This is a genomic window from Novosphingobium sp. SG720 (assembly GCF_012275365.1).
Classification (GTDB): domain Bacteria; phylum Pseudomonadota; class Alphaproteobacteria; order Sphingomonadales; family Sphingomonadaceae; genus Novosphingobium; species Novosphingobium rhizosphaerae.
The window spans coordinates 1,754,624-1,778,569 of the sequence record NZ_JAAZQN010000001.1; the positions used below are offsets into that span (position 1 = coordinate 1,754,624).

Here is a 23,946-nt window from a genome sequence, read left to right on the forward strand (position 1 = left end):
ACTGCGTCGAAAACCATCCGTTCCGACCTACGATCGGCCTTGATAGCGGATATCTTCCAGTGCAGACTTGGCGGAGCGGCGCAATCGAACACGAAGCGTGCTGGGGGTCGTAAACACAATGTCGAACTGGCTTTCGCCTGAACCGGTTTCTCCGGCGCGCCTTTGCTGCGCTGCGGGTGGCAAACGATTGTACCCGAACGGGACGCAAGGCCCGCAGCGATCGGCAACGCCTTGATGGCACAAACCGCCCGTCATCTGCGCAAGCCGCCGACCGCCGCCCCGCAAGACACCCGCAGCCATGCCGAGTTGGTGGCCAACCTGGAGCGCGACTGTGACGCGGCCCGCGCGGCCGACGCGGCCAAGAGCCGCTATCTCGCCAACGTCAGCCACGAAATTCGCGCGCCCCTCAACATCATCTATGGCTATGCGCAACTGATCGAGCGCCGATCCGGCGTCGATCCGCGCGAGGCGGCCAAGGTGATCCTGCGCAGCACCGAACACCTGATCGATCTGGTGGAAGGGCTGCTCGACATCTCCCTGGTGGAAAACGGGGTGACCCGCGTGGCCCGCGATGTGGTGCGCCTGCCGGCCTTCCTCGACCAGCTGGTCCGCATGTTCGAGCCCGACGCCAGAGCCAAGGGTCTGGCGTTCCATTACGAAGCGCCGCAGGGCCTGCCGGAATTCGTCCGCACCGACCAGAAACGGCTGCGCCAGGTGCTGATCAACCTGCTGGGCAATGCCATCAAGTTTACCGACCGTGGCCGGGTGGTGCTGCGTGTCGTGCATTCGGGCGAGGTCGCGCGTTTCGAAGTGGAAGACAGCGGCCCCGGGATTTCCGCCGAAGAGCGCGAGCGGATCTTTTCGCCGTTCGAACGCGGTGTGGCCCAGGCCGGATCAACCAATGGCTTTGGCCTGGGCCTGCCGATCACGCGCGCAATCGTCCATATCCTGGGCGGTGATCTCGACCTTGTCAGCACGCCGGGCGCAGGCAGTTGCTTTCGCGTGAGGATGATGTTGCCCAAGGTGTGGGTGCCTGGCGACACGGGGCCGCGTCCGGGGCGCATCACCGGTTATACCGGGCGCCGCCGCACCATCCTGGTGGTCGATGACGATCTGCAACAGCTGGCTTTCGTGCGCCAGGCGCTGAACGACGTGGGCTTTGAAGTGGCGGTGGCCCCCGGCGGCGAAACCGCGCTGGCGCTCTGCAACGGCCAGCGCTTCGATCTCGTGCTGCTGGACGTGCAGATGCCGGGTTGCTCGGGCTGGGAAACCGCGGCACGGCTGCGTGACCGCTTTGCCGATGCCGTTCGGATCGTCATGCTTTCGGCCAACGCCCACGAACGGCATGGCCCGGATGGACAGGCCGCCAGCGATGCGGCCGCCCCGCATGACCTTTTCCTCGTCAAGCCGGTGGAAATCGGGCGGTTGATCGACGCCATCGGCCAGGAACTGGGCCTGGAATGGGAACGCGAGGATATCGCACCCACCCTGCAGCGCCGTGCGCCCGCCACTGCTTTGCCGCCGGCAGCCCAGCCCCACGTCGAACGCCTGCGCGAATTCCTGCGTATCGGCCATGCCCGCGCCATTGCCGGAGAGATCGCCGCGCTGGAACGGGCAGCGCCCGAAGCCGGAGACCTCATTGCCAGGCTCTATGCCCGGCTCGACCGGTTCGACATGGCAGGCCTTGCCCGCATGCTGGACGAATACTGATGGAGCACCAGCAAGTCCGCCGCGACACCGTGCTGGTGGTCGATGACGAGCCGGCCGCCCTGCACCTGTTGACCGACACGCTGGAAGCCGGCGGCATCCAGGTGCTGGTCGCCACCGCAGGCCAGACCGCGCTCGACCTATTGCAGCACATCACGCCTGATCTGGTGCTGATGGATGCAATCATGCCGGGCATCGATGGTTTCGAAACCACCGCGCGGATCAAGGCCAATCCGCAAACCGCGCACGTGCCGGTGATTTTCATGACCGGGCTAACCGAAAGCGAGCACGTCATCGAAGGGTTCGAGGTGGGCGGCGTGGATTATGTGCGCAAGCCCATCAACGTGCACGAACTGCTGGCGCGCGTGCGCGTGCACCTGGGTCATGCCCGCGCGGTGCAGGCCAGCACGGCCAGTCTGGATGCCACCGGGCGCCTGATGATGGCCACCGATACCAGCGGCTTCCTGCTGTGGTGCACGCCGCTGGCGGAACAGGCGATCAACCGCATCGCGCCGGGATGGCGCCGCGATCAGCCGGAATTGCCCGACGAACTGCGCCAGAGCGTCGGACGCCTGCTGGCCAAGACCGAAACCGGCAGCAGCCTGCGCATCGAGCAGGGCGAAGGCGCGCTCGAACTGGTGCTCATCGCGCACTATCGCGAAAACGAAGTGCTGATCCGCCTCAACGAACTCAATCCCCAGGTCGATGCGCGCCAGTTGCAGACCCGGCTGGGCCTGACCGAGCGAGAAGCCGAAGTCCTGCTGTGGATCAGCTATGGCAAGTCGAATGCCGATATCAGCCAGGTTCTGGTGATCAGCCCGCGCACCGTGCAAAAGCACTTGGAGCGCATCTATGAAAAGCTGGGTGTCGAAACGCGCGCGGCGGCCGCGGCGATCGCGATCAAGGCCCTCACGCCCTGATCGCGAACCAAGCGCCGGCACGCCGCGCCGCGTGCGCTTATTTCTTGCGCGCAGCGATCCCCTCGATCTCGATCAGGAAATAGGGGCCGGCCAGCGCCGCCACCTGAAACGTGGATCGCGCCACGGTGGTGGGATTGTCCGCCGTCTTGAAGAACTGCTTGAAGCCTTCGTTGGCGCCGGCAAAATCCATGTGTCCGGTCTTGGGATCGGCTGCCACGAACAGCGTCAGCTTGATCAGGTCCGACATCTTGTAGCCCCGGCTTTCCAGCAGGGCCTTGATCTTGGTGAGGACGCTGATCGTCTGCGTCTTGGTATCGCCCAGATCGTCGACGGATTTGACATCGGCAAAGGTCTTCTTGGGATCGACCGGCGCGGCCAATTGCCCCGACAGGAAGAACAGGTCGGTCCCGGCGGCAACCTCTGCGCCATCGAGAATCAGTGCCTTGGGGTCGGCCTGGAGCTTGGTGACCTGCGCGTGGGCCGGGGCCATGGGGGCCAGCACCGCGGCGGCAAACCCAAGGGCGGCAAGGGCGCGCGTGCGAAAGCCGGGGGAAAATGACATGGCATATCCTTGCAAGAAGTGATGGCGTGCCGGGGGCGGCTGCCCCCTACCGGGCGCCATCCTAATGCCTGCCCGGCAACGCGTGATACGACAATCAGCGTATGGGCAATCCCGCTGATTTGCCTTCCATTGCCGCGATCAAGCCCGGCAGCTGCAAAAAGCGGCGCCGGCAAGCGAGGGCAGCACGACCGGACACAACCCGGATCAATCCGTGCGCCCCGCCCCTGGGAGGGGGTGCGGGAGGAGGGCTCGTTTCCATGGGGGCAAAGATATGTCAGCCTATTCCCGAATTGCATTCGCATCGCTACTTGCATCCACCGCACTGCCGTCCATCGCCATGGCGCAGGATGCACCGGCCGCCGAACCGCCGGTTGGCGAAGATATCATCGTGACCGGCACGCGCGTCACCGGCATGCGGGCGGCCGACAGCGCCGCGCCGGTGCAGGTGGTCGGCACCCAGGCGTTCCAGTCGGTGGGGCAGCAAGACCTCACGCAGGTGCTGGCACAAACGCTGCCGTCGCTCAATTTCCAATCGTTCGGCGGCGATACCGCCAACCTGACGTTGACGGCCGCGCTGCGCGGGCTTTCGCCCAACGACACCCTGGTGCTGGTGAACGGCAAGCGCCGCCACTTCACCGCCAACCTCGCCGTGCTGGGCGGCAGCCCCTATTCGGGCGCGGCCACCACCGATCTCAGCTTCATTCCGACCAACGCCATCAGCCGCATCGAAATCCTGCAGGATGGCGCCGCCGCACAGTACGGGTCCGATGCGATCGCCGGCGTCGTCAACATCATCCTGAAAGACCAGTCTTCGGGCGGTCTGTTCACCACCACCGGTGGCCAATACTACGAAGGTGACGGCAAGACGTTTTCCACCGCGCTCAACTTCGGCGCCAAGCTGGGCGACAACGGCTTCATCAATGTGACCGGCGAATACAAGTTTCACGATTACACGCAGCGTGGTGGCTGCGACCGCCGCTATTTCACCCAAAACTGCACGGTGCGCACCGATATCAGCGCGGTGGACCAGGCCGGCGTGAAGGCCAACCCTTATTACCCGCGGGTCAACAACATCAACGGCGACGCGCGCTATTCGCTGTACAACATCATGGTCAACGCTGGCTATGACATCACCGACAGCATCCAGGCCTATGCCTTTGGCAGCTATGGCAACCGCGTGGCCAAGGCGTTCGAAAACTATCGTCGCGCCAGCCGCGTTTCGGGCACCACCAGCACCGGCACCACGGTCTATCCGCTGCCCGCCGGCTTCAACCCGCAGGAAAGCCTGCGCGAGGAAGATTTCTCGGGCACGTTCGGCTTCAAGGGCGACATTTCGGGCTGGGCCTGGGATCTTTCGGCCACCTACGGTCGCGACGCCGTGGCGCTCTACACGCTCAACTCGGCCAACCCCACTGTCTATGCGATGCAGCAATCGCAAAGCGCCACCGCCATCGGCCTGCAACGCAACTTCTACGATGGCACCCTGGTCAACAGCGAATGGTCGGCAGACCTGGGCGTGACCAAGGACTTCGAAGTGGGCATGGCCAAGCCGCTCACTTTGGCCTTCGGCGGTCAGTGGCGCCGCGATGGCTATGCAATCCAGTCGGGTGAATTCGCCTCTTACTATGGCGGCGGCGCCCAGTCCTATCCCGGCTTTGCCCCAACCGACGCGGGCTCCTACAGCCGCCGTGCCGTGGCCGCCTATATCGATGCGGCCGTCGATCCCGTTACCGGCCTGCACCTAGATCTTGCCGGGCGCTATGAACACTATTCCGATTTCGGCAACGTGTGGAATGGCAAGGTCACCGCGCGCTATGATTTCAGCCCGGCTCTGGGCATTCGTGGCACCGTCTCGAACGGATTCCGCGCCCCGACCCTGGCCGAATCCTACTATTCCTCGGTCAACGTGGGCCCGGGCACCACGTTCGGCCAGTTGCCGCCCAACTCGTCGGCGGCCAAGGTCCTGGGCTTCGGCAACCTCAAGCCCGAAAAGTCCACGTCGTTCTCGGCGGGCTTCGTGGCCCATCCGGGCGGCGGCGTGCAGCTCACGGTCGATGCCTATCAGATCAAGCTGAAGAACCGCATCGTGCCTTCGGCGGCGATCTTTGGTTCGCAGGGCACGTCGGTGGTGTCTCAGGCCGTGCTCGACGCCCTTACCGCACGCGGCGTCAGCCTTGCCGATGCCACGTCCTATGCGGGGATCAACATCTTTACCAACGGTGCCGACACCCGCACCCGCGGCGTGGAAGCGACCGCAGACTATACCAGCGATTTCGGCGGCGGCGCCAAGGTCGCGTGGACGCTCGGCTTCAACTACAACCAGACCAAGCTGCTCAAGGTCTATGCCTTGCCCTCCCAGGTGGTGAACACCGCTTTCAGCCAGACCTCGCTGCTGGACCCCAACTCGATCGACGGGCTGACCACGGCCACGCCGCGTGTGAAGGTCATTGCCAACGCCCTGTTCACGCTGGGTTCGTTCTCGTTCAACTTGCGCGAAACGATCTATGGCTCGGCGCACCAGCGCACCAGCTATTCGGGCAGCGGCTATGCCAACGCCGATGGCTACACCGTCTTGCGCACCGGAACCACGGGGATCACCGATCTCAACGTCGGCTACAAGGTGACGCCGGCGTTCCGCCTCGATGTTGGCGCCAACAACCTGTTCGACAAGAAAGCACCCACAGTGCCCAATGTCGGCGGGCGCCCGGCCAACGGCAGCAACAACTACGATACGCCCATCACCTTTGCGCCATGGGGCATCAACGGCGGATATTACTACGCCCGTGCCACCGTCACGTTCTGACGCAATGGCTGCCGCCGTTTCCGGGTTTGATCGCCACGATCAGGCCCGGGGCGCGGTGGATCGACTGGGACGGGGGGCTGCCCACGCGGCGGCTCCCGTCCTCCCTGCCCAGCACCGGAACAGGCCGGCCACACCAAGATGCTGCACGTGACCACCGATCCCTTGGCCGAAGCGGCCGCAGCCCTGGCCGCCAACCCGGCCAAGGCCGAACGGCTGGCCCGCACCCTGTCGAGCCGCGATCCGGCCGATCCCCGCCCTCGCCTGATCCTGGCATCGGCGCTGCGGCGCCTGGGCCGTCCGGCCCATGCCCTGCCGATCCTGCTCGACCTGGCCCGCGCCTGGCCCAAGGCGGCGCGCACCCGCTATGAACTCGGGCTCGCCCTGTGCGGCGTTGGCCGAGGCCAGGAGGGCGACCAGCAGCTCGATACCGCAGTGGCTATCGACCCTCGCCATGCGGAGGCATGGCGCGCGATCGCCGACCGCGCCTTTGCCTGCGGTGCCGTGCAACGCGAGCGCCGGGCGCTGGCCGCGCTGGCCCGCCTCGATGCCGATCATCCCGATCTGGGCCGCGCAGCCGAACTCGTGGCGCTCGACTGCCATGACGAAGCCGATCCCATTCTGCGCAGCTTTTGCCGCGCCCATCCCCATCACGCCGAAGGGGCGCGTCTGCTTGCCGCCTGCCACATCGCGCATCGCACCGTGCACGCGGCCGAAACGCTGCTGCGCCATGCCTTGTCGCTCGATCCGCAGTCCAAGCGCATCCGCTTCGACCTGGCCCACGCCCTGTTCGCCGCTCGCCTGGCGCAGCAGGCCCTGACCGAACTGGCACCGCTGCTGGCCGCAGAGCCCGACAATCCGGCCTATCTCAATCTCCAGGCTGCTTGCCTCGGCCTGCTTGGCGACGACAAAGCGGCAGAAGCGATCAATGCCCGCCTGGCAGAAGCGTTTCCCGCCAACCCCGGCGTGGCGGTCAACCATGGCCACGCCGCACGGACGGCCGGCCTGCGCGACACCGCGATCCGCGCCTATCGCCGCGCCACGATCCTGGCCCCGCACATGGGCGAGGCCTGGTGGGGCTTGGCCAATCTCAAGATCGGGGCGCTGAGCGACGCCGACGAGGCGCAGATGCGCGGGTTGCTGGGCGGATCGCTGCCAGCCGATGACCGCATGCGCCTGTCCTATGCCCTGGGCCGCCGCCTGGAGGATGCCGGCGATGCCGCTGGCGCCTTTGCCCTCTATGCCCAGGGCGCCGCGCTGGCACGGGTGAAGTTCGGCGGCGCCGATCAGGACTATGCCGCCCAGGCGCACGACGTGTGCCAGCTCTACACGCCCGAATTCCTGGCCGCGCGATCGGGCCAGGGATCACCCGACGCGGCGCCCATCTTCATCGTCGGCCTGCCGCGCTCCGGCTCCACCCTGGTGGAACAGATCCTGGCAAGCCACCCGGCAATCGAAGGCACGATGGAACTGCCCTATATCGGCAGCCTGGTCGGCCGGATCGAGCGCGAAGGTGGCGCCACGCGGATCGCATCGGCCAGCCCTGCCCAGTTGCGCGATTGGGGCGAGGAATACCTGGCCCTGGCCCGTGTGCACTGCCGCCTCGGCCGCACCCATTTCATCGACAAGATGCCCAACAATTTCCGCCACATCGGGCTGATCCGCCTGATCGTGCCAGAAGCGCGGATCATCGACGTGCGGCGCAATCCGATGGCCGCCTGCTTTTCGGGTTTCAAGCAGCTCTTTGCCGAGGGCCAAGAGTTTTCCTACGACCTGGAAGACCTTGCGGCCTATTATCGCCACTACCTGGCGATCGTGCGCCACTTCCACGCCGTGGCGCCGGGCGCGGTTCACACCCTGGTCTATGAAGACTTGGTGGACGATACCGAAGGCCAGGTGCGCTCGCTGCTGGCGGCGCTGGGCTTGCCATTCGACCCGGCCTGCCTGCGCTTCTTCGAAAACGACCGCGCCGTGCGCACGGTCAGTTCCGAACAAGTGCGCCAGCCGATCTATCGCTCCGGGCTCGATCAATGGCGCAAGTTCGAACCGTTCCTGGCGCCGCTGGCCCAGGGACTGGGCGATGACTGCACTGGCTGGCGCGCATGACCCCGGCCTTGCCTCCCCCCGATCCCGTTGAACCCAAAGAGTATGCCATGACCCGAAAACCGCACTTCGCCGCCCTCGCCCTTGCCGGAATGGCGCTGGTTACCTGCGCCACGCAAGCGACGCCCGGCTTTGCCCAGGACCGTCCGGGACCGGGCGGCAGCACGGTGGAAGTGTCGAACCAGGGGCAGGAAGTCTACGAGCAGATCTGCCAGGCCTGCCACATGGCCGATGCCAAGGGCGGCGGCGAACCGGGCGCCATGATCCCCGCGCTGGCCGGCAACAAGAACCTGGCCGACAAGGACTATCCGATCATCGTGGTGATGAAGGGACGCGGCGGCATGCCCTGGTTCAACGGCGTGCTGACCAAGGAACAGATCGCCGCGGTGATCACCTATGTTCGCGGCCACTTCAACGCCTATCCCGATCCGGTGACCGTGGCCGATATCGACCGCGTCGTGGCTGCCGATCCGCCCGTCCCCGAATGCAACACCTGCGGCCATTGAGCAGCACTTCCCCCCCAAGAACCATATCCCGATTCGACCACGAAGGGTTTGCCATGTCAGACGTTTTCACCCCACCCACGCGCCGTGCCCTGCTGACCATGATCGGCAAGGCCGGCGGTGCCGCCGCGCTGTACCAGGCAATGACCGTGCTGGCGCATGCGGCCGACAGCCAGTTCACCGGCCCGCCGCGCCTTTCGGGCGCGCGGCCGGGATCGACGGTGCTGGTGCTGGGCGCGGGCCTGGCCGGAATGCTGGCCGCCTATGAACTGACCAAAGCGGGCTACAAAGTGCAGATCCTGGAATTCCAGGGCCGCGCCGGCGGGCGCAACTACACCGTGCGCGGTGGCGACACCATCACCGAGATCGGCTCCAAGCAGCAGGTGACTTTTGCGCCGGGCAATTACCTCAACCCGGGACCCTGGCGCATTCCCTATCACCATCGCACCGTGCTGCACTATTGCAAGGAACTGGGGGTTCAGCTCGAACCGTTCTTGCAAATCAATCACAATGCGCTGATTCACAATAGAAAGGCCTTTGGCGGCAAGCCGCAACCCTATCGTGAACTGATGGTCGATTGGAAGGGTCACGTTTCCGAACTGCTGGGCAAGTCGCTCAACGCCGGCGCCCTCGATACGGCGGTCACGGCCGAGGACAAGGCCCGCCTGCTCGAAGCGATGCGCGAGTGGGGCGTGCTCGACAAGAACATGCAATACACCAAGAGCTTCAAGCTGGGCGAGCAGCGCGGCTGGGAGCGGGCGCCGGGCGGCGGCGTCAACGGCGCGCCGATCCCCAACGATCCTTTCAGCTTGACCGAGACGATCAACAGTGGCGTGTGGCAGACGCTGGGCTTCTTTGCCGAACACGTGATGCAAACGACGATGTTCCAACCCAAGGGCGGCATGGACCACATCGGCAAGGCATTCCAGGCGCGCGTGGCCAAGATGATCCGCTTCAACACCCGCGTGACCAAGATCGCACAGGACGACAAGGGGGTCACTGCAGCCTGGACCGACACCAAGACCGGCGCCACGGGCGAAACCCACGCCGATTGGATGGTCTGCACGATCCCGGCCCCGGTACTCAACCAGATCGATTTCCAGGCTTCTGCGCAAAAGAAGGCCGCCATCCGCGCGCTGCCCTATGGCAACTCGGTCAAGATCGGGTTGGAAATGAAGCGCCGCTTCTGGGAAACCGACCATGCCATCTATGGCGGCATCTCGTTCACCGACCAGGCCATTTCGCTGATTTCCTATCCCAGCGCCGGGTGCTTTACCGATGGCCCGGCGGTGCTGCTGGGCGCCTATCCGTTTGGCGCGGGCGCCTACATGCTGGCGGGGATGACCCCGGAAAAGCGCATCCAGGCTGCGCTCGACCAAGGTTCCGTCTTCCACCCGGCCGAATACAAGGCTGAATTCCTGTCCGGCGCCTCGGTGGCGTGGAACCGGATGCCGTGGATCCTGGGCTGCTGCGCCAACTGGACGGAGGAAAGCCGCGCGGCCCACTACCAGAACCTCGTCGCCATGGAAGGGCGTATCGTGCTCGCCGGTGAGCATTGCTCTTATTACGGCTGCTGGCAGGAAGGTGCGCTGCTCTCTTCGATCGATGCCATCACGCGCCTGCACCAGCGCGCCATGGCTGCCTGACGAAGACACCGGTTGCCCTGCCCGCCGCACTTGCGGCGGGTGGGATAGCCGCACCTTCAGGTTTGCAGGATCAATGTCTTGCCCATACGCACCATTGGCACGGGCACGCCAGCGGCGATCACCTCGACCGGCTCGATCGGCTGGTAACCGGCGGCCTGGTAAAGCGGCAGCCCGCTCATCGTGGCCATCAGTTCGGCCCTGGCGAAGCCGCTGCGCGCGGCTGCCTGTTCGCAGCCTTGCAGGATACGGCGCCCCACGCCCTGGCGCACGAAGGCCGGGTGGGTATACATCGCGCGAATGCGTGCCGGATCAAGGGTGGGATCAAGCAGGCGCGGATTGCGCAAGTCTGCACTGTGGTCTCCGCCATAGAGCGTCGCCCGCCTGCTCCATCCACCACATCCGGCGATCTGTCCGTCGCGCTCGGCCAGCAGATACGTGCCGTCGGCGATCAACTGGGTATCGAGCCCCATGACAGCGTGGCTGGCGGCAACTTGTGCTGACGTCAGAACATCGGCCTGCAAGGTGTTGATTGCCAGGCGAATGAGCTCGCCCAAAGCTGCGCTGTCGGCCTCGTTTGCCCAGCGCATCGCAAAGTCTTCCTGCCCCCCCGTCATTCCACGCGTCTCCTCGGTCATGCCCCGGCGGGCCGATACCGTGGTTGCGAAAAACCGGGCCGCGTTTCAAGCGGATTTGCCAGTGGGTGCCGGTTAAAGCGCGGGCAGGCTCTGTTGTGAAAAGCCCCAGCCCGCCAGCGCGCCCTTGCCCGCGCGCTCGATCAGCGTCGCAGCATCGCCGATGCTGTAGGGGTGCGCATTGTCGAACCCGCCAAGCTCGTCCCACGCGATCGGCAATGCCACCGGCGCGCCATCTCGTGCGCGGGCGCTGTATGGCACGATCGCGGTAGAGCCGCGCTGGTTGCGCAGCCAATCAATGAAGATCCTGCCCTTGCGCTTGGCCTTGCTCATCGTCGCCACAAACCGTTCGGGCTCGGCCATTGCCATCGCTTCGGCAAAGCGGCGGGCGAAGTCCTTGTGCGTCTCCCAATCGTGGCCGGGTGCCAGCGGAACGATCACATGCACGCCCTTGCCGCCAGAAAGCATGGCAAAGCTCACCAGCCCAAGGTCGGCCAGCCGATCACGAATATCGCGCGCCGCGCGTTTGACGGCGTCGAAGTCCAGCCCCTCGTCAGGATCGAGATCGAAGATCAGGCGATCGGGCTGCTCCACCGCGTCGGCGCGTGCTTCCCAGGCGTGAAACTCGATCGTTCCCATCTGCACGCACTGCAACAGGCCCGCAGCGTCGCTGACGAACAGGTAATCCTCGCTGCCACCATCCTTTTCACGGATCGGCACATGGTGGACGGCGTCGCCAAAGCCACCGGCGTCATGCTTCTGGAAAAAGCAATGCCGGGCGCGTCCCTGCGGGCAACGCACCAGGCTGATCGGCCGGTTTCCGGCAAAGGGCAGCAGCAAGGCCGCCATCGCAGCATAGTAGTCGGCCAGGTCGCCTTTGGTTTGTCCCGTGCCGGGAAAGATCACCCGCTCGCGGTGGCTGATCTCCACGGCGGGCATTGTCACGGGAGCCGCAACGCGCACTTCGGGGGTCACCTCCTTGGCGGGCTTGTCCGCACGCAGGCCAAGGAAGCTGCCATGGCGCACCCGGCCATCGGCAGTGATTTCGGCAAAGGCCACTTCGCCCACCAATTCCGGCTTGATCCAGTTCGCGCCCCGCGCCTCGACGCGTGGCACATCCACGGGCGCGGTCTTGCGCACGAGTGACTTCATCCGCGCGGCAAGGTCTTCAAAGCTATCGGCGTCAAAACCCGTACCGACTTTGCCCTTGTAGACCAACCCGCCGCCCTCATGCTGGGCGAGCAGCAACGAGGCAAAGGGCCTGGTCCGCGATGTTGACTTGGTCCAGCCCACGATCACGAATTCCTGGCGGTTGATGCATTTCACCTTGACCCACGCCTTCGTCCGCTTACCGCTATAGGCCGCATCAATGCGCTTGCTGATGATGCCTTCCTGGCCAGAAGAGCACATGGCCTTGAACAGCTTTTCGCCCGCGCCGATCACGTGGTCGGCAAAGCGCACCGGTGGCGGCGCGCCATGCAGCAAGGCTTCCAACCGTTCCTTGCGCTCGATGTTCGAAAGATCGGTCAGATCCTCGCCATCCAGTTCGAGCAGGTCGAACGCGTGCAGTTCCAGCCGATCGTCTGGCCCTTGTGCGCCATGGCCGCGTTTCAGCACGGCTTGAAGCGCCGAAAAGCCAGGATTGCCGTCGGCAGCGTAGCCCACGATTTCCCCGTCGATCAGGCAGGCGGGCAGGTCGAGCGCGGCAATCGCTTCGACCAGGGGGGCGAACTTGTCGGTCCAATCGTGGCCATTGCGGGTGTAGATTTTCACATCGCTGCCGCAGGCGGCCACCAGCGCGCGATAGCCATCGAACTTGATCTCGTGCAGCCAGTCGTTGCCGGCGGGGACCGCGTCGACCAGCGTGGCCAGTTGCGGCGGGCGAAAAGCGGGCAAGCGCGCGGGTTTGCCGGTCTTGGCCGCCCGGCGCGGCTTGGCCTTGGGCACTTGCGCGTTGTGCTTTGCGGCCTTGGCCATCTGGGTGGTGAACGCCTTGTCCTTGCGTCCGGCCAGGGAAAAGGTGCCAGCCTTGTCAGCGGCGATTTCTGCCATCGTGCGACCGGTCAAGACGCTGACAAGCTCGCGCTCCACCAGCCCGTCGCCTGCCTGGGCGAATACGTCGCCCACCTTGCGCAACAGCCAGTTCTCGCGCTTTTCGCCCGGACGCGGCTTCATGCGGACGAGAAGCCATTCGCCTTTCATCCGCTCCCCATCGAGCGTGAAATGGAGATGGCCATCATCGATGTCTTTGGCCGATTTGCCCGGCACCAGCGCCCAGGTGCCCCGGTCCCACAACATGACCGTCCCCCCGCCATACTCGCCAGCCGGAATCACGCCTTCGAACTGGGCATAGGCCAGGGGATGATCTTCGGTGCGCACCGCCAGGCGCTTGGCATCGGGATCGAGGCTGGGCCCCTTGGTCACCGCCCACGATTTCAGCACGCCATCCACTTCCAGGCGAAAGTCGAAATGGAGCCGCGTGGCATCGTGCTTTTGCACGATGAAGCCATTGCCATCGCCCGGCGCCCCGGTCGCGCCGGAAGGTTCGGCGGTCTTGGCAAAATCACGCCGGCGCTTGTATTCGGCGAGAGGATCGCGGCGGGCCATGGCTCAGGCCGACTTCCGCGGACGCGCGGCGGCGGCGCGCTTGCGTGGTTTTGCCGCGGTCTTGCTTTTGGCCTTGGGTTTGGTCTTGGCGCCCGCGGCACCATCGCTACCGATCGATTTCTTGAGCGCGGCCATAAGGTCGATCACGTTGGACCCGGATTTTTCGGGTTCTTCCACGTCCTCCAGGATCTTGCGGCCCTTCGCCTTGGCCTTGCGCGCGACCAGCGCCTGCAACGCCTCGACATAGCGATCCTCGAACGCGGCAGCGTCGAACGGCGCAGATTTGCGCTCGATCAGCGCCGTGGCCAGTTCCAGCAGTTCGGTGTCCGGCTTCTGGTCGGGAATATCCTTGAAATAGGACTGTGCCTTCTGCACCTCGTCGGCATAGCGCATGGTTTCCAGGATCAAGCCCTTGCCGCACGGCTTGAGGCTGGCGAGCATTTCGCGCCCCCGCACGGAAAGCTGCCCCAGGCCGACCTTGCGCGCCTGGCGCAGGGCTTCGCGCAGCACGATGAACGCCTCGTCGGCAAGGTCGTCGGCCGGAATCACGTAATAGGGCTTTTCGAAATAGAACACGTCGATCTCGTCCTGATCGACGAACTGGACCAGTTCGAAAGTCTTGCGGCTTTCGATCTTCACCGCCTCGATCTCGTCATCCTCAAGCAGGACATAATTGCCCTTGGAAACCTCATAGCCCTTCACGATGTCATCGTGATCGACCGGGCCGATGCCCTGCACGATCTTTTCATAGGAAATGGGCTTGCCCGAAGGCTCGTGAATCTGGCGGAAACTGATCGAGGCGCCAGACTTGGTCGCCGGATAGATTTCCACGGGGATAGACACCAGGGCAAGGCGGATTTGGCCCTGCCAATATGCGCGTGCAGCCATCGCTCGGTCACCCTTTCGCTGGATAGACCCGCCAGGCCCGCTTCAGTTCCGCGCCGAGCGCGTGCGCGGTTTCTCCATCATGGATGAAACGGTGCGCCGGCCTGCTGGCGTGCCCGCGCCGATTGTGTCAAATCGTGTGCAAATCCAACCGCAAGGATCAGAATGCCGATGTTGCCCCGCCTGCCTCGTGCCCTGGCCATGGTGTTCGGCACGTGGCTGACCATCGTGGCCATGCCTGCGCTCGCCAAGGCACCCGTGATCGGGCAGCCTGCCCCGCCATTTGAACTGCGCCTGATCGATGGCACGAAAGTGTCGCTGGCCGATCTCAAGGGGCAGGTCGTGGTGCTGAATTTCTGGGCGACATGGTGCGGCCCGTGCAAGCAGGAACTGCCGCTGCTCGACCAGTACTATGACCTGCAAAAGCAGCACGGGCTCAAGGTATTTGCCATCACCACGCAGGATTCGTTGCCCAACTCCGCGCTCAAGCAGCTGTTTGCCGCCATGCACATTCCCGCGGTCCGCACGCTCAAGGAGCCGTACAGCCCGTTGGAAGGCGTGCCGACCAACTACGTGATCGATCGCGCCGGCGTGGTGCGTTATGCCAAGGCGGCGGCGTTCGATCTCGATGACCTCAACGGCTTGCTCGTGCCCCTGCTGCGCGAACCCGCCCGCTGACCGGAAGACGAACCGCGCACCTGGCAGGCATCAGGGCGCCAGGCTCAGGTCCCCCTGGCTCGGCGCGTTGTACAGCGCCTGGTCCAGCAGGCCTTCACGGCGTGCCACGATCAGCGGCACCAGCATTTGGCCCGTCACGTTCACGGCCGTGCGGCCCATGTCCAGGATGGGGTCGATCGCCAGCAACAGGCCCACGCCCTCAAGCGGCAAGCCCAGGGTGGATAGGGTGAGCGTCAACATCACCGTGGCACCCGTTACCCCCGCCGTGGCGGCGGAGCCCAGCACCGAAACCAGCACGATCAGCAGATAGTCGGTCGGCACCAGCGCGATGTGATAGAACTGCGCGATGAAGATGGCCGAAAGCGCCGGATAGACCGCCGCGCAGCCGTCCATCTTGGTCGTGGCCGCCACCGGCACGGCAAAGGCCGCATAGGCCGGCGGCACGCCCAGTCGCTCCACCGTCACCGCCTCTGCCACCGGCAGCGCCGCGATCGAGGAGCGGGACACGAAAGCGAGTTCGATCGCCGGCCAGGCCTTGGCGAAAAAGCGCAGCGGCGCCAGGCCATGGGCACGCAGCAGCAGCGGGTAGACCCCAAAAACCACCAGGCCGAGGCCGATATAGAGCGCCACCGCGAACTGGCCGATGCCCAGCAGCGTGCCCCAGCCATAGTTGACCACCGCGTTGCCGATCAGGCCGGCGCTGCCCAAAGGCGCCAGGCGCACGACCCAGCCGAGCAGGCGCCGCACCACGGCCAGGACCACGCCCGCCCCGCGCAGGACGGCGTCACCAGCTTCGCCACTGCGCAGCGCGGCAAAGCCCAGCGCCAGGCCGATCACCACCAGTTGCAGGATATTGAACCCGATGGTGGTCTTGGCCGTGCCATTGTCCACTTCGGTCGAGGCAACGATGCCCAGGAAATTGGCCGGGATCAGCCCCTTGATGAAATCCAGCCAGCTACCCACGGTGTGCGGCGCAGCCGCCTGCGCCAGGGAAGCGCCGGTGTTGGCACCCGGCCGCAGGACCAGGCCCAGGGCAATGCCGATCGAAACCGCCAACAGTGCGGTGATGGCAAACCACAGGAGCGTTTGCCCGGCGAGGCGCGCGGCATTGTTGAGATCGCGCAGCCGGCCGATGCTGGCGATGATTGCGGCCAGGACCAGCGGCGGCACCAGCGCCTTGAGCAATTGGACGAAACTGGAACCTACCAGCGACAAGGCCAGTGCCAGCCCGTTGGGCTCACCCGATGCGGCCGGGCCCAGCGAACGCGCGGCCAGGCCCAGTGCCAAGCCCACGGCCATGCCAATCACCACCTGCAGTCCAAACCGGTTGCCCGATCCGCGCGCCGTGCCTGCGCTGGCCATATGCAATTCTCCGTGCTGTCGCGCAGTCTCTGCGGCACATTGTCTATCGGAAACGTAGATAAAAAGGGCAAGTGCGCGATAGACAAGCCCTGCCAAGAAAATTCTTGCCCGTGCCAACCTGGCCTAACGACGCCGTCGATAGGCGATACGCGCGATGATCCCGTTTTCCCGATAGCTGCCCATGGCCAAATTCGATTTGCCTGCCGGGCGGGATCGGGCGCAAGAAAGAGGCGATAAAGCAGGGAGAGAAGAAGCGGCCCATGGTCCGCGTCACCAGGCAGGATCGATCGCCAAGCCGCCGCGGCGCGGCTGCGTTACCCTGTCACCCGATGCCTTCGTTCGTGATGCGGCCGGTCCAACTGGCGCATGATCCGCCCCGTGACCAGGAGCACCGATGAACCACGATGACCAGCCGGGCGCGATGACCGGCATTGCCCTGCTCTTGCCGATCACCCTTTCGACAATGGCGATCGTCTTGCTGGCACCCGTTCTACCCCGGATGATCCAGGAATTTTCGGGGGTTTCCGGGCACGATTACTGGGTCCCGATGATCCTGACGATCCCGGCCCTGTGCATTGCCCTGCTCTCGCCGCTGGCCGGTGTGCTGGGGGATTACTTTGGCCGCCGGCGCCTGTTGCTGGCCGCCTTTGCGTTTTATGCGCTAGTTGGCGTGGCGCCGGTATTCCTGCACGATCTGTCGACCATCCTGATCAGCCGCGTGGGCGTGGGCATTGCCGAGGCGATGATCATGGTGCTTTCCACCACCATGATCGGCGACTATTTCCACGGCGCCGCGCGCGACAAGTGGCTGGCGGCACAAACCGCGTTCGCCTCGATGTCGGCGCTGCTGTTCTTCAACATCGGCGGCCAGTTGGGCAGCTTTGGCTGGCGCACACCGTTCTGGGTCTATCTTTCGGCACTGGCAATGTTGGTGCTGGTGCAGTTGTTTACCTGGGAACCCAAGGGCGATGCCGCCGCGCCGGCGCAAGGCGAAGAACCCCGCGCCGGGCCACACAGCACCAGTTGGGCCGGTTTTCCCTGGTCACGCATGGCCGTGATCCTGGGCATCACCATCTACGGCGCAATCTTCTTCTACACCGTGCAGATCCAGGCGCCGGTCGGCCTGGCCGTGCTGGGCGTGGCCGATCCGGCACGCGCGGGCTTCCTCACCTCGGTGGCGAGCGTGGGCGTGCCGCTTGGCACCTTCGTCTATTCGCGGATCGGACGCTGGCCGGTGCAGCGCCTGCTGGTCATCGAATTTGCCCTGCTGGCGATCGGCTTCCTGCTGATGGGCCGCGCCGACCAGCCCAGCGGGTTCGTGCTGGGTTGTTTCGTCAACCAGCTCGGGGCCGGGCTTCTTCTGCCCACCTTGCTGGTTTGGGCAATGAGCCTGCTGACTTTCGAAGTGCGCGGACGGGGCGCGGGCATGTGGCAAAGCGCATTTGCCCTGGGGCAATTCCTCAGTCCCGTGGTCGTCACGTTTGCCGCCAGCCTGGCGGGCGGATTGCAGAATGCCTTTGCCGTGCTTTCAGGCGGCGCGGCGCTGGGACTTGTCGCGCTGCTGCTTTGCGCCGGCCGGATCAAGCGGGCGCCCGATGCCGCCTTGGTGAAAGTGAGCCTTCATGGTTGATCGCCTTGCCGGCAAGCTGGCAGTGGTGACGGGCGCGGCCACCGGCATCGGTGCGGGCGTGGCCGAAGCGTTTCGCGAGGCGGGCGCGCAGGTTGTCGGGATAGACCTTGCTGGCGCCGATCATGACTGCAACCTCACCGACGAAGCCGCTGTCGCGGCGCTGTTCGAGCAGATCGGCAAGGCGCATGGCCGGATCGACATCCTGGTGAACGCGGCGGCCTTTGCCGTTTTTGCGTGGATCGAGGACATGTCCTACGCCGATTGGAAGCGCACGCTCGCCAGCGAGCTCGACATAGTGTTCCTGCCCACCCGCGCGGCCTGGCCGCATCTCAGGGCCAGCGGCGCGGCCAGCGTGATCAACTTTGCCAGCGCCAATGCCTATCACGCCTTGCCCGGTTCGGCGGCGCTGGCCCATTGTGCCGGCAAGGGCGGCGTTCTGGCGATGACCCGGCAACTCGCCATGGAAGGCGCGCCGCACGCGATCCGCGCCAATACCATTTCGCCCGGCTTCATTCGCACTGCCGCCACCGATCGCCACCTGGCCGCCGATCCGACGCTGGCAGCAAAGATCATCGCCAAGAACATGCTGCCGATCCTGGGCGAGCCGCGCGACATCGCCATGGCAGCCCTATGGCTGGCCAGCGACGAGGCGCGCTATGTCACCGGTGCCGACATCTCCATCGACGGTGGCGCCACGGCCTGGTGAAATTTGCGCGAAGGCGGCGACGGAAAGCGCTGCCTCATGCGTTTCAGAGGCGTATCTCGTGGAGGATAGGATGCGCACCTTGATGATCTTGCTGGCTGCCGTGGCGATGCCGGCCGCTGCCCTGGCCCAGGACGCGGGCCCAGGAATGGGCGCCGCGCGCCAGTCTGCCGGCACTCTTACGCGCGACGCATTCATGGCGCGCCAGACGGCGCGGATCATGGCCGCCGATGCCGATGGCGATGGTCGGATCAGCCGCGCCGAGATGGCCGCCGCGGCGCAGGGCAAGCGCGATCCGGGCCCGCTGTTCGATCGCATGGACACGAACAAGGACGGTTATCTCGACAAGGATGAGATCCAGCATGCGCTTGCCGCCCGCTTCGATCGCATGGACCGCAACGGCGATGGCGTGCTCACGCCCGAAGAGCGCATGCACGGCCGGGCCAGCGGCGGTGACGGCGCCAACGCCGATGCAGGCGGCCAGGCGCCTTCGCAATAGGCGCGGCCCCGTTGCGATCCGGCGCGGAACGTCCGCTTGACCGAACACGATCCCGGCGATCCGGACGCCCCTCTCGTGGCGCGCGTCGGTCGTGGCGAAGAAAGTGCCGTGCGCCAACTGGTTGGGGCAAAGCTGCCCCGGCTGCTGGCCTTGGCGGCCCGCCTGCTGCACGATCGACAGGAGGCAGAAGACGTGGCGCAGGAAGTGTTCCTGCGCGCCTGGCGCCAGGCGCCACGCTGGCGAACCGGGCAGGCGCGCTTCGACACCTGGCTGCACATGGTCACGCTCAACCTGTGCCGCGACCGCTTGCGCCGCCGCAAGCGCGGCACTCTGGGCGATCCGCCCGATCTGCCGGACCCGGCGCCGCTGGCAGATGCCGCACTGGAAGCAGATGCTCGCAGCCAGGCCGTGGCCCGGGCCGTGGCATCCCTGCCCGAGCGGCAGCGCGACGCGATCCTGCTGGTCCACTACCAGGAACTGGGCAATGTCGCAGCGGCCCAGGCGCTGGGCGTCAGCGTCGAGGCACTGGAAAGCCTTCTGGCGCGCGGACGTCGCACCCTGCGCCAGCACTTCGCGCGATTGGAGGGCAACGATGACTGATCCCATGACCCCCGAACGCTTTGCCCTGCTGGCCGACGCCTATGGCGGCATCGAGCGTTGGCCCGACCATCTGCAGGCGCAAGGTTGGCAAATGGAGCATGATCCCGCGTGCGCCGCGCATCTGGCCGCAGCGCGCGCGCTGGATGTGCGGCTGGCGCAATGGCAGGCGCCGGTGCCATCGCCCGACTTGCGCCGCACGGTTGCTGCGTCATACCGCCGCCACTGGACCTTGCGCGCGCGGGTCTGGTGGTCGGCGCTCGGTATCGGCACGGCGCTGGCTGGGGCGACCGCCGGCTCCGCACTCGCCTTTGCGTTGGAAACCGGCGCCCCGCCCGCCGGTTTCGAAGCGACCGCATTTGGCGAGATGGGGCAGGTGGGGGAGACGGGCCGATGACGCCGCGCACGCTCAAGTTGGTCTGCGCGGTTTCGGTGCTGCTCAACCTCTTCCTGCTGGCGGCCATCGCCTCGGCTTCACTATGGCTCAAGTTGCCGCAGGCGCGGATCAACGCCGGCAGCATTCGCATCGCCGGGTCGGAATTGCCTGCAGACGAACGCAAGGCGTTCCGCCACATGCTGCATCAGGCGCGGCACGACATGCGGCCACAGATCCTGGCCGGCCGCGCCGCGCGCCACGAGGCGGCGATCTTGCTGCGGGCCCCCGTGGTCGATCAGCCCGCGCTGCTGGCGGCCCTGCAAAAAGTGCGGGACAGCGACGTTGCCGTGCGTACCCATGTGGAAGCCAAAGCCGTGCCCTTCGTGGCTGCCCTGCCCCTGGCCGATCGCGCGAAGCTGGCCGACGGGCTTGAGCCCAAGGGGCAGACACCGGGAAAATAGGCGCGACGGAAACCGTCTCAGGCGGCGTTCAACGAGGGATAACAACGCGATGCCTTGCAACCGGATGTGTCCCGATGCCCCTATCCACCGAACTTTCCCCTGCGGCGATCGCTCTCAATCGCTTTGGCCTGGGCGCCACACCGGCCCCGCTGCCGGGCGATCCGCGCCAATGGCTTACCGCCCAGTTCGATCGCTTTGAAACCACGCCGCCGGCTTTTGCCGCCCTGCCCGATGCCCGCGCCATGCTCACCGCCTATCAAGAGCAGCAGCGTGCATTGCGCAAGCAAGCGCCGCCCCCCGCACCGGGCGGCCCGATGCCGCCGGGCAAGACACCCGAGCAGAAGCTGGCGCGACGCGATTTCGGCCAGGATGTGCGCGCACTCTATGGCCAGGCGGTGCAGGCCCGCACGCAAAGCGCGCTGACCACACCCGCGCCTTTCGTGGAGCGCATGGTGCATTTCTGGTCCAACCATTTCTGCGTCTCGGCTGACGACATCCCCGTCACGGCCTTTGCCGGCGCGTTCGAACGCGATGCGATCCGCCCCCATGTGCTGGGCCGGTTCGAAGACATGGTGCTCGCGGTGGAACGCCATCCGGCCATGTTGATGTATCTCAACCAGAACCAGTCGATCGGGCCCAACAGCCCCGCTGCGCTGCGCGCGCAGCAACGCGGCGGCAATCCCCGCAAGCAGGGGCTCAACGAAAACCTGGCACGCGAAATCATGGAACTGCACACGCTGGGCGTGCGCTCGGGCTATACCCAGGCAGACGTGACCGAGTTTGCGCGTGCGATGACCGGATGGACCATCGGCGGCCCCAACGATGATGCGCCCGGCGATTTCGCCTTCCATCCCCAGCAGCACGAGCCGGGCACGCGCATGGTGCTGGGCAAGGCCTATGCCCAGCAAGGCATGGATCAGGCCCGCGCGGTGATGGCCGACTTTGCCCATGCCCCGGCCACGGCCACCCATGTGGCGACCAAGCTGGCGCGCCATTTTGCCGGCGACAACCCGCCGCCGTCGATGGTGACCCGCTTGGCCAATGTTTTCCAGACAACACGCGGCGATCTGCCCAGTCTTTACAAGGCCTTGATCGAAAGCCCCGAGGCATGGCAGCCACAACCGCTCAAGGCCAAGACGCCGTGGGAATGGACCGTTTCCGCGCTGCGCGCCCTGGGCCGCAATGAACCCGGTGCCTTGCAGATGGCCGCGATCCAGCAACAACTGGGGCAGCCGGTTTGGAAGCCGGGATCGCCCGCCGGATGGGATGATACCGCAGCCAGCTGGATCGCGCCCGATGCCCTGATGCGCCGGGTGGAATTTGCGCAGCGCCTGGTGGCACCGCTCGCCACGCAGATCGATGCGCGCCGGTTGGCCCCGCAAGTGCTTCCCGGCGCGCTCACGCCGGCCACGCAGGAGCAGATCACCCACGCCGAAACGCCGGCCAGCGCCCTTGCGCTGATGCTGGTCTCCCCTGATTTCCTGCGGAGGTAATCATGTTGCACCGTCGCCACTTCCTCAGCTTTGCCGGCATCGGGGCCGGAACCCTGCTGGTCGCGCCACACATGGCGCTCGCCGCCGTGGAAACGGAACGCCGTTTCGTCTTCATCATCCAGCGCGGCGCGGCCGATGGGCTCAATATCGTCGTGCCCTATGCCGATCCGGCCTATGCTTCGTTGCGCGGCGCGCTGGCAATCGATCCTGCCGCCGCCATCCGGCTCGACGGCACGTTCGCGTTGCACCCCGCGCTCAAGGAAACCGCCGGCATGTTTGCGCAAAAGCAGGCGATGTTCGTGCATGCCATTGCCTCCCCCTATCGCGATCGGTCCCATTTCGATGGGCAGAACGTGCTCGAAACCGGCGGCACCCAGGCTTACCAGGTCAAGGACGGGTGGCTCAACCGCTTGGTGACCATGTTGCCCAAGGCGCGCGACACGGCGATTGCGATTGCCCCCACGGTACCGGCGGCGCTGCGCGGGCCGATGCAGGTCACGTCCTATGCGCCATCCGGCCTGCCCACGCCGTCCGACGATCTCATGCTGCGCGTCGGCCAGCTCTATGCACAAGACAGCCAGCTGCATCCGGCGTGGGCCGCTGCGCTCGATGCGCGGCAACTGGCCGATGGCAGCGGCGCCAAGCAGGATCCGGCCAGCCTGGGCCGGTTGACCGCCAGCTTCCTCACCAAGCCGCACGGCCCCCGCATCGCCATGCTGGAAACCGGTGGATGGGACACGCATAGCGGGCAGGAAGGCCGCCTTGCCAACCAGCTCAAGGCGCTCGACAGCCTGCTTGCCGCACTGCGCGACGGGCTTGGCCCGGTGTGGAACCAGACAACCGTGCTGGTCGCTACCGAATTCGGCCGCACTGCCGCTGCCAACGGCACCGGTGGCACCGATCACGGCACTGGCTCGGTGGCGTGGGTGCTGGGCGGGGCGGTCAAGGGCGGCCGCGTGATCGCCGATTGGCCCGGCCTTGCCAACAATCAGCTGTACGAAAATCGTGACCTGCGGCCCACTGCCGCGCTCGACGCCCTGATCGCGGGGCTTGCGGCCGAAAGCCTGGGCCTCGATCCCGATCGGGTGACGCGGCGGCTGTTTCCCTCGGCCGGGTCTCCCCGTCCCCTCACCGGGCTGGTCGGGGCGTTGCCTGGCGTGGCCTGACGCGAACGGCACGGTTTGAGAATAATCGTGCCGGGTCAGCGCCTGCCCCATGGTAATTCGCGTTCGAACCACCATATAGGATTTATCGCGCTTTCTATGCCTTCGAGCATGAGCGTGGCTGAGAGATGGTTCGTGCTCCCGCTCTTTGGTGGAGACGAACAATGTCCTCTGGTTCCAGCACCTTCATACCGCGCCACGCGATGACCCGGCGCCAAGGCACCAACACAGCCATCGGCTTTACGCCAAGCTGCTGAATTTCTGCCGTGGCGATCCCGCCAGCGGCGACCACCACGAAGGATGCCCCAATGGAACTCACATCCACTTTCTGCCGGGGGCAGGAAACCATTCAGCGCGATCGCGCTGCCAATGCCATGCTGCAGAATGTTCGCATCGTGGCCGGCCAGGCGGCCGAGGCATGGCGGATGGTGGCATCTGCCGCCGAAAAACGCGAAGCCTCGCGCGCCAGGGCCCGCACGCTATCCGAAATCGCTGCCTTGCAGAACGCGCCGCGATCGGATGACGCCGACCAAGTGTTCAGCGAAAACCCGGATCGTGGCATGGCAAGCGCCTGACGACGCGCCACCTGCCGCCGTTCAACCGTTGCCGCAAGGCCCCG

At 65.7% G+C, this 23,946-nt stretch carries 21 protein-coding genes; 16 read left to right on the top strand and 5 right to left on the bottom strand.

The annotated features are described in order from the left end of the window. Positions 1 to 234 precede the first annotated feature (234 nt). Positions 235 to 1,710, top strand: coding sequence for an ATP-binding protein (locus FHW94_RS07885; RefSeq protein ID WP_168555093.1), 1,476 nt, complete (start codon positions 235 to 237; stop codon positions 1,708 to 1,710). Beyond that, positions 1,710 to 2,627, top strand: coding sequence for a response regulator (locus FHW94_RS07890; RefSeq protein WP_168555094.1), 918 nt, complete (start codon positions 1,710 to 1,712; stop codon positions 2,625 to 2,627). The genes FHW94_RS07885 and FHW94_RS07890 overlap by 1 nt, the downstream gene beginning before the upstream one ends. A 37-nt stretch (positions 2,628 to 2,664) precedes the next feature. Here FHW94_RS07890 and FHW94_RS07895 read toward each other — a convergent pair whose 3' ends face one another. Further along, positions 2,665 to 3,189: a Rid family hydrolase gene (locus tag FHW94_RS07895; RefSeq protein ID WP_168555095.1), complete on the bottom strand. Its 525-nt coding sequence runs from the start codon at positions 3,187 to 3,189 to the stop codon at positions 2,665 to 2,667. A gap of 271 nt (positions 3,190 to 3,460) precedes the next feature. Between FHW94_RS07895 and FHW94_RS07900 the strand changes: the two genes are divergently transcribed. From FHW94_RS07900 to FHW94_RS07915, 4 genes are all read left to right on the top strand, one after another. Beyond that, a complete protein-coding gene (locus tag FHW94_RS07900) occupies positions 3,461 to 5,992 on the top strand; it encodes a TonB-dependent receptor (RefSeq protein ID WP_168555096.1) in 2,532 nt (843 codons plus the stop codon). A gap of 138 nt (positions 5,993 to 6,130) precedes the next feature. Beyond that, the gene (locus FHW94_RS07905) at positions 6,131 to 8,095 is read left to right on the top strand and encodes a tetratricopeptide repeat-containing sulfotransferase family protein (protein WP_168555097.1); all 1,965 of its coding nucleotides are present in this window, start codon (positions 6,131 to 6,133) and stop codon (positions 8,093 to 8,095) included. Between the two features lie 47 nt (positions 8,096 to 8,142). Further along, positions 8,143 to 8,598: a cytochrome c gene (locus FHW94_RS07910; protein ID WP_168555098.1), complete on the top strand. Its 456-nt coding sequence runs from the start codon at positions 8,143 to 8,145 to the stop codon at positions 8,596 to 8,598. Positions 8,599 to 8,651: 53 nt separating this feature from the next. Next, positions 8,652 to 10,241: a flavin monoamine oxidase family protein gene (locus FHW94_RS07915; protein WP_168555099.1), complete on the top strand. Its 1,590-nt coding sequence runs from the start codon at positions 8,652 to 8,654 to the stop codon at positions 10,239 to 10,241. Between the two features lie 56 nt (positions 10,242 to 10,297). Here the strand turns inward: FHW94_RS07915 and FHW94_RS07920 are convergent, their stop codons facing one another. From FHW94_RS07920 to FHW94_RS07930, 3 genes are all read right to left on the bottom strand, one after another. Continuing rightward, complete coding sequence (locus FHW94_RS07920) at positions 10,298 to 10,855, bottom strand: GNAT family N-acetyltransferase (protein WP_168555100.1); 558 nt, start codon at positions 10,853 to 10,855, stop codon at positions 10,298 to 10,300. A gap of 93 nt (positions 10,856 to 10,948) precedes the next feature. Beyond that, positions 10,949 to 13,480: a DNA ligase D gene (gene ligD / locus FHW94_RS07925; RefSeq protein ID WP_168555101.1), complete on the bottom strand. Its 2,532-nt coding sequence runs from the start codon at positions 13,478 to 13,480 to the stop codon at positions 10,949 to 10,951. A gap of 3 nt (positions 13,481 to 13,483) precedes the next feature. Next, a complete protein-coding gene (locus tag FHW94_RS07930; protein ID WP_168555102.1) occupies positions 13,484 to 14,368 on the bottom strand; it encodes a Ku protein in 885 nt (294 codons plus the stop codon). Between the two features lie 198 nt (positions 14,369 to 14,566). On the opposite strand from FHW94_RS07930, the gene FHW94_RS07935 reads away from it, so the two are divergent. Next, entirely contained in the window at positions 14,567 to 15,043 is a 477-nt protein-coding gene (locus tag FHW94_RS07935) for a TlpA disulfide reductase family protein (RefSeq protein WP_168555559.1), read from the top strand. A gap of 30 nt (positions 15,044 to 15,073) precedes the next feature. Here FHW94_RS07935 and FHW94_RS07940 read toward each other — a convergent pair whose 3' ends face one another. Further along, complete coding sequence (locus tag FHW94_RS07940) at positions 15,074 to 16,405, bottom strand: dicarboxylate/amino acid:cation symporter (protein ID WP_168555103.1); 1,332 nt, start codon at positions 16,403 to 16,405, stop codon at positions 15,074 to 15,076. Positions 16,406 to 16,799: 394 nt separating this feature from the next. Here FHW94_RS07940 and FHW94_RS07945 point away from each other — a divergent pair, with 394 nt between their 5' ends. From FHW94_RS07945 to FHW94_RS07985, 9 genes are all read left to right on the top strand, one after another. After that, positions 16,800 to 18,035 carry an MFS transporter gene (locus FHW94_RS07945; protein WP_168555104.1) on the top strand — a complete coding sequence of 412 codons (1,236 nt, stop codon included), beginning with the start codon at positions 16,800 to 16,802 and terminating at the stop codon, positions 18,033 to 18,035. Further along, positions 18,028 to 18,741, top strand: coding sequence for an SDR family oxidoreductase (locus tag FHW94_RS07950; RefSeq protein ID WP_168555105.1), 714 nt, complete (start codon positions 18,028 to 18,030; stop codon positions 18,739 to 18,741). The genes FHW94_RS07945 and FHW94_RS07950 overlap by 8 nt, the downstream gene beginning before the upstream one ends. An 82-nt stretch (positions 18,742 to 18,823) precedes the next feature. Then, entirely contained in the window at positions 18,824 to 19,237 is a 414-nt protein-coding gene (locus FHW94_RS07955; RefSeq protein ID WP_246866026.1) for an EF-hand domain-containing protein, read from the top strand. 36 nt (positions 19,238 to 19,273) lie between these two features. Beyond that, positions 19,274 to 19,837: an RNA polymerase sigma factor gene (locus tag FHW94_RS07960; RefSeq protein ID WP_168555107.1), complete on the top strand. Its 564-nt coding sequence runs from the start codon at positions 19,274 to 19,276 to the stop codon at positions 19,835 to 19,837. Then, on the top strand, positions 19,830 to 20,231 hold the full coding sequence (locus tag FHW94_RS07965; protein WP_168555108.1) for a hypothetical protein: 402 nt from the start codon (positions 19,830 to 19,832) through the stop codon (positions 20,229 to 20,231). Before FHW94_RS07960 ends, FHW94_RS07965 begins: the two co-directional genes overlap by 8 nt. Further along, positions 20,228 to 20,671, top strand: a complete 444-nt coding sequence (locus tag FHW94_RS07970) for a periplasmic heavy metal sensor (RefSeq protein WP_168555109.1) — start codon at positions 20,228 to 20,230, stop codon at positions 20,669 to 20,671. The genes FHW94_RS07965 and FHW94_RS07970 overlap by 4 nt, the downstream gene beginning before the upstream one ends. A 74-nt stretch (positions 20,672 to 20,745) precedes the next feature. Beyond that, positions 20,746 to 22,164, top strand: a complete 1,419-nt coding sequence (locus FHW94_RS07975) for a DUF1800 domain-containing protein (RefSeq protein ID WP_168555110.1) — start codon at positions 20,746 to 20,748, stop codon at positions 22,162 to 22,164. Between the two features lie 2 nt (positions 22,165 to 22,166). Next, complete coding sequence (locus tag FHW94_RS07980) at positions 22,167 to 23,330, top strand: DUF1501 domain-containing protein (protein WP_168555111.1); 1,164 nt, start codon at positions 22,167 to 22,169, stop codon at positions 23,328 to 23,330. Between the two features lie 305 nt (positions 23,331 to 23,635). Next, on the top strand, positions 23,636 to 23,902 hold the full coding sequence (locus FHW94_RS07985; protein WP_168555112.1) for a hypothetical protein: 267 nt from the start codon (positions 23,636 to 23,638) through the stop codon (positions 23,900 to 23,902). Positions 23,903 to 23,946: the final 44 nt, after the last annotated feature.

Bases quoted from the DNA above. Each gene is read 5' to 3' on its own strand.
- FHW94_RS07885 (WP_168555093.1), top strand. From the start codon at position 235: ATGGCACAAACCGCCCGTCATCTGCGCAAGCCGCCGACCGCCGCCCCG.
- FHW94_RS07890 (WP_168555094.1), top strand. From the start codon at position 1,710: ATGGAGCACCAGCAAGTCCGCCGCGACACCGTGCTGGTGGTCGATGAC.
- FHW94_RS07895 (WP_168555095.1), bottom strand. From the start codon at position 3,189: ATGTCATTTTCCCCCGGCTTTCGCACGCGCGCCCTTGCCGCCCTTGGG.
- FHW94_RS07900 (WP_168555096.1), top strand. From the start codon at position 3,461: ATGTCAGCCTATTCCCGAATTGCATTCGCATCGCTACTTGCATCCACC.
- FHW94_RS07905 (WP_168555097.1), top strand. From the start codon at position 6,131: ATGCTGCACGTGACCACCGATCCCTTGGCCGAAGCGGCCGCAGCCCTG.
- FHW94_RS07910 (WP_168555098.1), top strand. From the start codon at position 8,143: ATGACCCGAAAACCGCACTTCGCCGCCCTCGCCCTTGCCGGAATGGCG.
- FHW94_RS07915 (WP_168555099.1), top strand. From the start codon at position 8,652: ATGTCAGACGTTTTCACCCCACCCACGCGCCGTGCCCTGCTGACCATG.
- FHW94_RS07920 (WP_168555100.1), bottom strand. From the start codon at position 10,855: ATGACGGGGGGGCAGGAAGACTTTGCGATGCGCTGGGCAAACGAGGCC.
- ligD (WP_168555101.1), bottom strand. From the start codon at position 13,480: ATGGCCCGCCGCGATCCTCTCGCCGAATACAAGCGCCGGCGTGATTTT.
- FHW94_RS07930 (WP_168555102.1), bottom strand. From the start codon at position 14,368: ATGGCTGCACGCGCATATTGGCAGGGCCAAATCCGCCTTGCCCTGGTG.
- FHW94_RS07935 (WP_168555559.1), top strand. From the start codon at position 14,567: ATGGTGTTCGGCACGTGGCTGACCATCGTGGCCATGCCTGCGCTCGCC.
- FHW94_RS07940 (WP_168555103.1), bottom strand. From the start codon at position 16,405: ATGGCCAGCGCAGGCACGGCGCGCGGATCGGGCAACCGGTTTGGACTG.
- FHW94_RS07945 (WP_168555104.1), top strand. From the start codon at position 16,800: ATGAACCACGATGACCAGCCGGGCGCGATGACCGGCATTGCCCTGCTC.
- FHW94_RS07950 (WP_168555105.1), top strand. From the start codon at position 18,028: ATGGTTGATCGCCTTGCCGGCAAGCTGGCAGTGGTGACGGGCGCGGCC.
- FHW94_RS07955 (WP_246866026.1), top strand. From the start codon at position 18,824: ATGATCTTGCTGGCTGCCGTGGCGATGCCGGCCGCTGCCCTGGCCCAG.
- FHW94_RS07965 (WP_168555108.1), top strand. From the start codon at position 19,830: ATGACTGATCCCATGACCCCCGAACGCTTTGCCCTGCTGGCCGACGCC.
- FHW94_RS07970 (WP_168555109.1), top strand. From the start codon at position 20,228: ATGACGCCGCGCACGCTCAAGTTGGTCTGCGCGGTTTCGGTGCTGCTC.
- FHW94_RS07975 (WP_168555110.1), top strand. From the start codon at position 20,746: ATGCCCCTATCCACCGAACTTTCCCCTGCGGCGATCGCTCTCAATCGC.
- FHW94_RS07980 (WP_168555111.1), top strand. From the start codon at position 22,167: ATGTTGCACCGTCGCCACTTCCTCAGCTTTGCCGGCATCGGGGCCGGA.
- FHW94_RS07985 (WP_168555112.1), top strand. From the start codon at position 23,636: ATGGAACTCACATCCACTTTCTGCCGGGGGCAGGAAACCATTCAGCGC.